Origin of the sequence: Streptomyces sp. SID14478, from assembly GCF_010548525.1 — a bacterium.
Classification (GTDB): domain Bacteria; phylum Actinomycetota; class Actinomycetes; order Streptomycetales; family Streptomycetaceae; genus Streptomyces.
In genome coordinates this window covers 1-9,945 of the sequence record NZ_JAAGMG010000593.1, presented here as the reverse complement: position 1 = coordinate 9,945, position 9,945 = coordinate 1, and the positions used below count along the sequence as shown (strand labels likewise).

Annotated in this window: 7 protein-coding genes; 1 reads left to right on the top strand and 6 read right to left on the bottom strand. The window is 71.6% G+C overall.

Annotated elements, in window-relative coordinates; translation table 11 throughout:
- A partial coding sequence (locus G3I40_RS18990; protein WP_164303320.1) for a type I polyketide synthase occupies positions 1-3,060 on the top strand: 3,060 nt, incomplete at its 5' end.
- A gap of 322 nt (positions 3,061-3,382) precedes the next feature.
- On the opposite strand, the gene G3I40_RS18985 is transcribed toward G3I40_RS18990, so the two are convergent.
- The 6 genes from G3I40_RS18985 to G3I40_RS18960 all read right to left on the bottom strand — a co-directional run bounded on the left by G3I40_RS18985 (position 3,383) and on the right by G3I40_RS18960 (position 9,830).
- Positions 3,383-4,162: an HAD-IIA family hydrolase gene (locus G3I40_RS18985; protein ID WP_164303319.1), complete on the bottom strand. Its 780-nt coding sequence runs from the start codon at positions 4,160-4,162 to the stop codon at positions 3,383-3,385.
- 84 nt (positions 4,163-4,246) lie between these two features.
- On the bottom strand, positions 4,247-5,755 hold the full coding sequence (locus tag G3I40_RS18980; protein WP_239091812.1) for an alkaline phosphatase family protein: 1,509 nt from the start codon (positions 5,753-5,755) through the stop codon (positions 4,247-4,249).
- A 131-nt stretch (positions 5,756-5,886) separates the two neighbouring features.
- Entirely contained in the window at positions 5,887-6,957 is a 1,071-nt protein-coding gene (locus G3I40_RS18975; protein WP_164303318.1) for a 2-aminoethylphosphonate ABC transporter substrate-binding protein, read from the bottom strand.
- A gap of 48 nt (positions 6,958-7,005) precedes the next feature.
- Complete coding sequence (locus tag G3I40_RS18970; RefSeq protein ID WP_164303317.1) at positions 7,006-7,824, bottom strand: ABC transporter permease subunit; 819 nt, start codon at positions 7,822-7,824, stop codon at positions 7,006-7,008.
- The gene (locus G3I40_RS18965; protein ID WP_203644373.1) at positions 7,811-8,683 is read right to left on the bottom strand and encodes a 2-aminoethylphosphonate ABC transporter permease subunit; all 873 of its coding nucleotides are present in this window, start codon (positions 8,681-8,683) and stop codon (positions 7,811-7,813) included. Before G3I40_RS18965 ends, G3I40_RS18970 begins: the two co-directional genes overlap by 14 nt.
- Positions 8,676-9,830 carry an ABC transporter ATP-binding protein gene (locus tag G3I40_RS18960; protein WP_203644375.1) on the bottom strand — a complete coding sequence of 385 codons (1,155 nt, stop codon included), beginning with the start codon at positions 9,828-9,830 and terminating at the stop codon, positions 8,676-8,678. The genes G3I40_RS18965 and G3I40_RS18960 overlap by 8 nt, the downstream gene beginning before the upstream one ends.
- Positions 9,831-9,945: the final 115 nt, after the last annotated feature.

Genomic DNA, 9,945 nt, shown 5'->3' with positions numbered 1-9,945 from the left:
ACGAACGCGCACCTGATCCTGGAGGAGGCGCCGGACGAGCACGGGACGTCCGCCGCCCCGTCGCAGCGGCCGCTGGTGTCGGCGGACGTGGTGCCGCTGGTGGTGTCGGCGCGCACCCCTGCCTCGCTGGCAGGGCAGGCCGAGCGGCTCGCCGCGTTCGTCGAGGACACCGGGGAGCTGCCGCCGGCGACGCTGGCCGGGTCCCTGGTCTCCCGGCGCACCCTGCTGGGGGAGCGGGCAGTGGTGGTGGCCGCTTCGCGGGAGGAGGCGCTGGCCGGGTTGCGGGCGCTGGCCGATGGCGAGAGCGCGGCCGGCGTTGTCTCGGGTTCGGGGACGTCGGGCAAGGTCGTGTGGGTGTTCCCGGGCCAGGGGTCTCAATGGGCGGGCATGGGGCGGGAGTTGTTGGACTCTTCGCCGGTGTTCGCGGAGCGGATCGCGGAGTGTGCGAGCGCTTTGGACCCGTACATCGACTGGTCGTTGGTCGACGTGCTGCGGGGGGAGGTTTCGCCCGAGCTGCTGGAGCGGGTGGATGTGCTGCAGCCGACGAGTTTCGCGGTGATGGTGGGGCTTGCGGCGGTGTGGTCGTCGGTGGGCGTGCTGCCGGACGCGGTGGTGGGTCACTCGCAGGGCGAGATCGCGGCGGCGTGCGTCGCGGGTTCTCTGTCCCTGGAGGACGCGGCCCGGGTCGTGGCGCTGCGCAGCCAGGCCATCGCTGTGGAACTGGCCGGTCGCGGCGGAATGGCCTCGGTCGCACTCACCCAGGACGAGGTGCTCGCCCGCCTGGAACGCTGGGCGGACCGGGTCGAGGTCGCGGCCGTCAACGGCCCGCACTCGGTCGTCATCGCGGGCGACGCGGAGGCCCTGGACGAGGCGCTGGCCGCCTTCGAGGCGGACGGCGTCCGCGTACGCCGCATCGCCGTGGACTACGCCTCGCACACCCGCCATGTCGAGGACATCGAGAACATCCTCGCCGAGACCCTGTCCGGCATCGAGGCGCAGGCGCCGCTGGTGCCGTTCTACTCGACCGTGACGGGCGGCTGGGTCGAGGACGCCGATGTCCTCAACGGCGCTTACTGGTACGGGAATCTGCGCGGCCAGGTCGGCTTCGGCCCGGCCGTCGCCGAGCTGGTCCGCCAGGGCCACGGCGCGTTCGTCGAGGTCAGTGCGCACCCCGTCCTCGTCCAGCCGATCAGCGAGATCCTGGACGGCGCCGAAGTGGACGCCGGCACGGTCGTGACCGGTTCGCTGCGCCGCGACGAGGGCGGCCTGCGCAGGCTCCTGGCGTCGATGGCCGAGCTGTTCGTGCGCGGCGTCCCCGTGGACTGGACAGGCACCCTGCCCGCCGACGCCACGGCCGCAGAGGTGGACCTGCCCACGTACGCCTTCGACCACCAGCACTTCTGGCTGCACACGGCACCGGACCGGACCGACGCCCGTTCCCTCGGACTCGCCGGGACCGATCACCCGCTGCTCGGGGCGCTGGTCCGACTGCCGCACTCCGACGGCCTGGTGTTCACCTCGCGCCTGTCCCTCACGTCCCATTCCTGGCTGGGCGACCACGTGGTCGGCGGCCTGGTACTGATCCCGGCCACCGGCCTGGTGGAGCTGGCCGTACGGGCCGGTGACGAGGCCGGCTGCGGGGTCCTCGAGGAGCTCGTGACGGAGGCGCCGCTGATCGTTCCGGAACGTGGCGGCGTACGCGTACAGGTCGCCGTGGGCGGACCGGACGAGAACGGCACGCGCACCCTGGAGATCCACTCGCAGCGCGAGGACGCCGCCGACGAGGGCGACGCCTGGACGCGGCACGCCACCGGCACGCTGTCGGCCGCGGCCACCCGGCCCGGCACGGACTTCGACTTCGCCGCCTGGCCCCCGGCCGACGCCGAACGGGTCGAGCTCGACACCGACGCGCTGTACGAAGGCCTCCTTGAGCGTGGTTACGCGTACGGGCCCGTCTTCCAGGGCGTGCGCGCGGTGTGGCGGCGCGGCGACGAACTCTTCGCCGAGGTCGCCCTGCCCGACGAGGAACGGGGGCAGGCCGGCGGCTTCGGCCTGCACCCCGCGCTGCTCGACGCGGCTCTGCAGGCAGGGACGTTCGCCACGGCGGACGCACCCGAGGAGGAGGCCGGGCAACCGGTGATGCCCTTCTCCTGGAACGGCCTCGTCCTGCACGCCGCGGGCGCCTCGGCGCTGCGCGTGCGGGTCGCCCCGAACGGCGCGGACGCGCTGACGGTCGCGGCGGCGGACGAGACCGGCAGCCCGGTCCTGAGCATGGACGCACTCGTCATGCGCGCGGTGTCGATCGAGGCGCTGGGCGCCACGGCGGCACAGGACAGCCGCGACTCGCTGTTCGCGGTCGAATGGACCGAACTGCCCACGGCACAAGGCGCGCAGCCCGCGCCGCCGTGGGTGCCGGTCACCTCCGCCGACGACACGACGGCCCTGACCGCGGGCGGCGGCGTACCGGCGGCCGTGGTCCTGGAAGCCGTCGGCGGCGCCGGCGACGACGCCGTACTCGCCCTCACCACCCGGGTGTTGGCAGTCGTCCAGGCCTGGCTGGGTGCCGAAGGCATCGAGGAGTCACGCCTGGTCGTCGTCACCCGGGGCGCGGTGGCCGCGGGCGACGGAGCAGTGACCGACCCGGCCGGATCGGCCGTGTGGGGTCTCGTACGCGCCGCCCAGTCCGAGCACCCGGACCGGATCGTCCTGGTCGATGCCGACCCCGACGCCGACGGCGGCCTGGAACCGGTGCTCGACGCCGTGCTCGCCGACGTCCTGGCCGGCGGCGAACCGCAGGTCGCGGTGCGCGGCATGGCCCTCTCGGTGCCCCGGCTCGCCCGGGTCGCCGACGGAACCGCCCGCACGGAAGAGGTCTTCCGCGCCGGCGGGACCGTCCTGGTCTCCGGTGGCGGCTCGCTCGGCGCCCTGGCCGCCCGGCAGTTGGTCACCCGCACGGCGCCCTTGACCTTGGCATCCACGCCGTCGCAGGTCACCTTGATCTCGTGGTTGCCCGGGGTCGCGGACGACTTCACGCGGGCCTCCGCGACCAGGGTGGGCTGATCGGCGGACGGTGCCAGCACGCCCGGCGACACGAAGGCGTCGGAGTAGGCGCGGCCCGTGGTGCCCTCGCAGCCGGAGACCCGCAGGTCGACCTCGGTGCCCGCGGGTACCGCGTACGGGGTGACGGAGACGGCTCCGCCGCGCTCGGCGGCCGGGGCGGCGGCGACCGGCAGGACCGGCCCGGCCACCAGCGCGGCGGCCGCTCCCGCGGCACTCAGAGCAAGCAGACCTGTACGCATCGTGAACCTCCTGATACTGGCAGGTTCACGCTTGCGGCCGCTTTCCGCATCCGGAGAGCGGCCGCGGGCGGCCGGGGCGCAGGTCAGACCAGGTCGACGAGATCCGCGATGGAGTCGACGACGTGCGACGGCGTGAACGGGTACTTCGCGATGTCCGCGTCGCTGGTCAGCCCGGTGCGCACCAGGAACGTCTGCATGCCCGCCTCCAGGCCGGCCAGCACGTCGGTGTCCATCCGGTCGCCGATCATGGCGCTGGACTCGGAGTGCGCCCCGATGGCGTTCAGCCCGGTGCGCATCATCAGCGGGTTCGGCTTGCCCGCGAAGTACGGCTGCTTGCCGGTCGCCTTGGTGATCAGGGCGGCGACGGCGCCGGTGGCGGGCAGCGGGCCCTCGGTGGAGGGTCCGGTCTCGTCCGGGTTGGTGCAGATGAAGCGGGCCCCGCCGTTGATGAGCCGGACGGCCTTGGTCATGGCCTCGAAGGAGTAGGTTCGCGTTTCTCCCAGCACCACGTAATCGGGCTCGTGGTCGGTCAGCACGTAGCCGATGTCGTGCAGCGCCGTGGTCAGGCCCGCCTCGCCGATGACGTACGCGGTGCCGCCCGGCCGCTGGGACTCCAGGAACTTGGCGGTGGCCAGGGCCGACGTCCAGATGTTGCCGACCGGGACCTCCAGGCCCATGCGGGTGAGGCGGGCCTGGAGGTCGCGGGCGGTGTAGATGGAGTTGTTCGTCAGCACCAGGAACGGCTTTCCGGAGTCACGGAGCCGCTTGATGAAGGCGTCCGCGCCCGGGATCGGCACGCCCTCGTGGATCAGCACGCCGTCCATGTCGGTGAGCCACGAATCGATGGGCTTGCGCTCTGCCATGGGGTGCACTCCTGCGGTACGCGGTCAAACAACCGGGCTGTCTGGGGCGCCGGGACGACTCTGTGCCGACGCCCCTCAGCCTAGTCAGGATCCGCTGATCTTGACCCCGTCGATCGTCCAGAACCAGTTGTTGCCGCCGGTGTACCGGAAACGGACCTTCGCCCTGGTCGCGCCGCTGGGCACGGACAGGGCGAGGGTCTCCGTGCGCGAGGGGACGTCCGCCGTGTACGTCTTCACCGAGACCGGACTGCCGCCGTCGTAGGAGACGAGGACCTCGCCCTTCTGCGGGGACTCCTGGCGGTAGAACGTGGTGTAGGTGAGCGTCGCCGGGCGGCCGCCGGTGACCGGGAAGTCGGGGCTGATCAGGGTCGAGTCGAAGGTGCCGGAGACCGGCTTGTCGGACCACTCGTCGCCGTCGGCGACCGCGAAGACGTTGCGGGCGCGGACGTTGCTCTCGCGCTGCTGGCCGCGCTCCGCCTTGGTCCAGAACTCGTCGGTGGTGAAGGACCAGCCGCGCCATTCGGTGACGCCGCCGGTGCCCATCGCCGCGTTGTCGACGGACCAGCCGCTGGGCGGGGTGTGCGTGAAGCCGATGACGCCCGCTCCGATGCCGCTCTCGTCGACCGGACCGGTGAGCTTGCCGCGCAGGGCGTCGAAGGCGTCGGCGCCCGGCTGCTGGATCGGGCGGCCGTCCAGGCCCCAGGCCGGGTCGAGGGCGATGCCGAGGTGGGCGAGGGCGGAGGCGGCGATGTCGGGCATCTTGACGTCGTAGCGGGTCGAGCCGGCCGCGGCCGCGGAACCGACGGCGATCATGAAGGTCTGCCGTTCCTGCCAGGTGGAGCCGCCGTGGCCGCCCGGGTCGGTGTGCCCGTGGTCGGCGGTGACCAGGATCAGCCAGTCCTCATTGCCGTACGTGGTGCGGGACTTGACCGCGTCGACCAGTTGGCCCACCTGGCCGTCGACGCCGTGGATGGCGTCGAGGTACTGCTGGCTGGCGGCGCCGTAGGAGTGTCCCGCGTGGTCGACGTTGTCGAGCTGGACGAAGACGGCGTCCGGGTTCGCGCTCTTCAGCCGGGCGACGGCGCGGCTGGTCGTGCCGGTGTCGTACTCGGCGCTCGGCGTCGAGACGCGGGTGTCGACCTTCGGGGAGAAGACGGTGTCGGTGAGCGGGGCCCAGGAGGAGACGGCGTACGTCGACAGCGCGGGCTTCGCGGTCTCGATGCGGGTGAGGAAGTCCGGGTACTGGGCGAACTTGTGGCCGGTGAAGTTGTTGTCCTTCACGTTGTGCTTGTCGGGCCAGACGCCGGTGATCAGCGTCGACCAGCCGGGGCCCGACAGGGTCGGCGCCAGCGGGTCGGCGTAGATCGCGCTGGGGGCGGTGAGGCCGGCTGCCATGAGGCCCTTGAGACGGGGTGCGTCGGCGTCCTCGACCCTGCTGATCAGGGTGCCGTCGAGGCCGATGACCAGGACCTTGGGGGTCTTGGCTGCGCCGGACGCGCTGCCGGCGGCGGGGACGGTCAGGGCCAGGGCGGCGGTGGCGGTGCCTATGAGCATCGAGCGGCGGGAGAGGCGTGAGCTGTCTGACGACGTCATGCGGCGGTCCTCCGGAGGTGGGGGGCATGCCAACGCCCCTGGAGATCCAGGGGCGTTGGGTCCATACCCGTTATCCTTCCGCAATGGAACGCCCGGAGGGAAGGGCGCTGCGGTGAACGGCCGGGGGCCGGTCAGCTACCGGTCGCCGACTTCCAGTCCTCCACGTACGTCTGGAGGTTCTCGTCGATGTCGTTCCAGTCGGGCTCGAAGATCTCGACGCCGTCCATGACCTTGGCGAGGGCGATCGCGTTCGCGTCGGTGGCCTTGACGTCCTGGCGGGCCGAGAAGCCGCCGCCGATGGAGCTGACCTCCTGCTGCTGCTTGGCGTCCAGCATGAAGTCGAGGAGCTTCTTGCCGTTGGCCGTGTGCGGGGCGTTCTTCACGAGACCGCCGGCGTAGGGCAGCGCGAAGGAGGTCGCCTTGCCGGAGGCGTTCTTCGCCGTCTTCGGGAACCAGATCCCGAGGTGGGGCATGGTCTTGGCCTGGGCGTAGTTCATCTGCACGTCGCCGTTGGCGACGAGGAGTTCGCCCTTGTCGACCTTGGGGGCGAGCTTGCCGGTGGAGGCGGAGGGGCCGACGTTGTTCGCCTGCAGCTTCTTCAGGTAGTCCATCGCGGCCTGCTTGCCGCCGAAGTCGTGCATGGCCTTGACCACGACGGCGGTGCCGTCGCCGGCGACGCCGGGCGTGGAGTACTGCAGCTTGTTCTTGTACTTCCCGTCGAGGAGCTCCTCCCACGTCGTGGGCGGCGTCTTCAGCTCGTTCTTGTTGTAGATGAAGCCGAAGTAGTTGTTGACGACGGAGGTCCAGGTGCCGTCGGCTCCCTTGTCGGCGCCGTCGACCTGGTCGGCGCCCTTGGGCGCGTACTTCGCCAACAGGCCCTTGCCGTCGGCCTGTTGGATGAAGGGCGGCAGGGTGACGAGGACGTCGGCCTGCGTGTTCGTCTTCTCGCGGACGGCGCGCTGGACGACCTCGCCGGAGCCGCCCTCGACGTACTTGACCTTGATGCCGGTCTTCGCGGTGAAGTCCTTGAAGACCTTGTCGTACCAGCCGTTGCCGTTCTCGCCCTTGAGGCCGTCGGCGCTGTAGACGGTGACGACCTTCGCGTCGGAGGCGGCGGAGCTGCCGCCGCAGGCGGTCAGGGAGGCGGCGAGGGCGAGGCCGCCGGTGACGGCGCCGAGGGTGGTGAGCGTGTTTCTGCGCATGGCGAGGTGAACTCCAGTGACGTCGAGGTGTGTGGGCGAGGGGCCGTGTCAGCGGTACGAGGCCTTGGTGCGGATCCGGGAGACGGCGAGCAGCACGAGCAGCGTCGCGGCCATCAGGACCACCGCGATCGCGGACCCGGTGAACAGTGAGCCGCGGTCGGTGGTCGCGTAGATCTGCACCGGCAGCGGCATCCAGTCCGGCGGGTAGAGCATCATCGTGGCGCTCAACTCGCCCATGGACAGGGCGAAGCAGAGTCCCGCGGCCGCGTTCAGCGAGGGCAGCAGCAGGGGCAGTTTCACCTTCCACAGGACGTACGCGGGCCGGGCGCCCAGTGACGCCGCGGCCTGTTCGTACGCCGGGTCGAGACGCACGATGGCGGCCGAGACCGACTGGTAGGCGAACGCGGTGACAAGAATCGCGTGCGCGATGATGACGATCCAGCGTGTGCCGTTGAGCAGCATCGGCGGCTTGCTGAAGGCGACGAGCACGGCGAGGCCGACGACCACGGACGGCACGGCGACCGGCAGCATGAACAGGGTGTCCATCGCCCGTCCGCCCAGCCGCGCGGAGCGGGGGGCGCCCTTCTTCAGGGACGTGGCGGCGAGCGCTGCCCAGCCGCCGACGAGGAGCGCGAGCAGGCTGGCGGTGACGGCCGTGACGAGGCTGGTCGTCAGTGCGGTGAGCGAGTCGCCGCTGGTGGCCGCGTCGTAGTGGCTCGCGGTGAATCCGGAGGGGAAGGCGCCGGACCAGTTCGTCGCGAAGGAGGCGGCGAGGATGACGAGGAGGGGTAGGGCGAACAGGGGCAGGAAGAGGACGAAGAATACCGCCCAGGTCGCCCACTTCCCTGTCTTGCTATGTACGAGCACGGCTGCTCACCACCCGGTACAGGCCGTAGAGGCCCACGGAGATCAGGACGTTGACGACGGCGACGACGCAGGCGCCCGGGTAGTCGGACTCCAGGATCGCCTTGCTGTAGACGAGCATCGGGAGCGTGGCGACCCCCTTCGCGCCGGTGAACAGGACGATGCCGAATTCGTTCAGGCACATCACGAGGACCAGCGAGCCGCCGGCGGCCAGCGCGGGCAGCGCCTCGGGCAGGATCACCTGCCGCACGATCCGGGCGGGCCGCGCGCCCAGCGAGGAGGCGACCTCCAGCTGGGCCGTGTCGACCTGCGAGAACGCGGCGAGCAGGGGCCGCATCACGAACGGCGTGAAGTACGTGATCTCGGCGAGCAGCACGCCCCAGGGCGTCGTCAGGAACTGGAACGGCCCGGTGGAGGCGCCCGTGACGTCCGCCCACAGGCCGTTGGCCATGCCGACCTGCCCGTACACGAAGAGCAGGGCGAGCGTGATGAGGAAGGACGGGAAGGAGAGGAAGACGTCGATGAACCGGGCGACGGCCTTGCCGGCGGGGAACGGTACGAACGCGATGACCAGGGCCAGGACGAAGCCGAGGACGAGGCAGCCGACGGTCGAGCCGACCGCGAGCCACACGGTGGTGCCCAGTGCCTCGCGGAACGCCGACGAGGCGAAGACGTCGGCGTACGGCTTCAGGGACGTGCCGCCTGTGTCGGGCCGGAGGGACTGCTGGACGACGAGGAAGAGCGGGTAGAGGAAGACGACGGCGAGGGCGGCGACGGGCGGCAGCGCCCAGACCCAACCGCCCTTCCCCGTACGTGACTTGGCGGCCTTCCCGATCGGGGTGGAGAGGGTGGCACTAGCCATCCTTGCGCACCCCCGCCGCGACCCGGGCCGGGACCTGCGCGGGGTCGCCCGCCGAGACCCCGGCGGCCAGCAGTACCGCGTCCTCGGGAGCGAAGTGCACGGTGACCCGCTCCCCGAGCGCGGGCGGCTGCCGCAGTTCGCGCAGGTCCGCCTTGACGCGGTGGCCGTCCACGTCGACGTAGAGCCGGTGGGTCGCGCCGCGCCACTGCACCTCGGCGACCTCCCCCGTCAGGGCGTTGGGGCCGTCGCCGAGCCCGACGAGGTGCGGGCGCACGCACAGCGTGGCCGTGACGCCGGCGGCGACGTCCTGCGTGGGCACCTTCAGCTCGGCCTGCCCGAAGGAGACCGAGCCCGAACCGACGGTCACAGGAAGGAGGTTGGCGTTGCCGACGAACGACGCGGTGAACTCGGTGCGCGGGCGCCGGTACAGGTCCTGCGGCGTTCCGACGTCCTGGAGCCGCGCCTTGTCCATGACGGCGATCCGGTCGGCCAGGGTCAGCGCCTCGACCTGGTCGTGGGTGACGTAGAGGAGGGAGACGTCGGGCAGGTCGCGGTGCAGGCGGGCCAGTTCGGCCAGCATGCCGGACCGCAGCTGTGCGTCGAGGGCGGACAGGGGTTCGTCGAGGAGGAGGACGCCGGGGCGGATGGCCAGGGCGCGGGCGATGGCGACGCGCTGCTGCTGGCCGCCGGAGAGTTCGCGCGGGTAGCGCTTGGCGTACGCGGTCATGCCGGTCAGTTCGAGGGCCTCGGCGACGCGTGCCGGGATCTCGCTCTTCGTGACCTTCTGCGCCTTCATCCCGAAGGCGACGTTGTCCTCGACGCGCATGTGCGGGAAGAGGGCGTACTGCTGGACGACCATGCCGATGCCGCGCCGGTGCGGCGGCAGGTCGGTGACGTCGCGCTCGCCGATGAACACGCGTCCGGCGGCCGGCTTCACGAATCCGGCGACCGCGCGCAGCGCCGTCGTCTTGCCCGAGCCGGAGGGGCCGAGCAGCGCCATCACCTCCCCGGGTTCGACGGTCAGGTCGAGGGAGTCGAGCACGGTGTTCCCGCCGTACGCGACGGAGACCCGGTCGAACCGGATGCCGCTGCGGCCGGCCGTCGGTCCGTCGGAGGGTCGGCGGTCGGATATGTGGTGGTCGGTCAACTTCCTCACCAGTCCAGCTCGTCGGCGGTCTGCTCGGGCGGGGACGTCATCGCGGGCAGTACGGCTGCGGCGAGTTCGCGTGCGGTGCGCGCCAGGGCGAGCGAGCCGTGGGCCC

Coding starts and splice junctions, on each gene's coding strand:
- G3I40_RS18985 (WP_164303319.1), bottom strand. CDS start 4,162: ATGGCAGAGCGCAAGCCCATCGATTCGTGGCTCACCGACATGGACGGC.
- G3I40_RS18980 (WP_239091812.1), bottom strand. CDS start 5,755: ATGACGTCGTCAGACAGCTCACGCCTCTCCCGCCGCTCGATGCTCATA.
- G3I40_RS18975 (WP_164303318.1), bottom strand. CDS start 6,957: ATGCGCAGAAACACGCTCACCACCCTCGGCGCCGTCACCGGCGGCCTC.
- G3I40_RS18965 (WP_203644373.1), bottom strand. CDS start 8,683: ATGGCTAGTGCCACCCTCTCCACCCCGATCGGGAAGGCCGCCAAGTCA.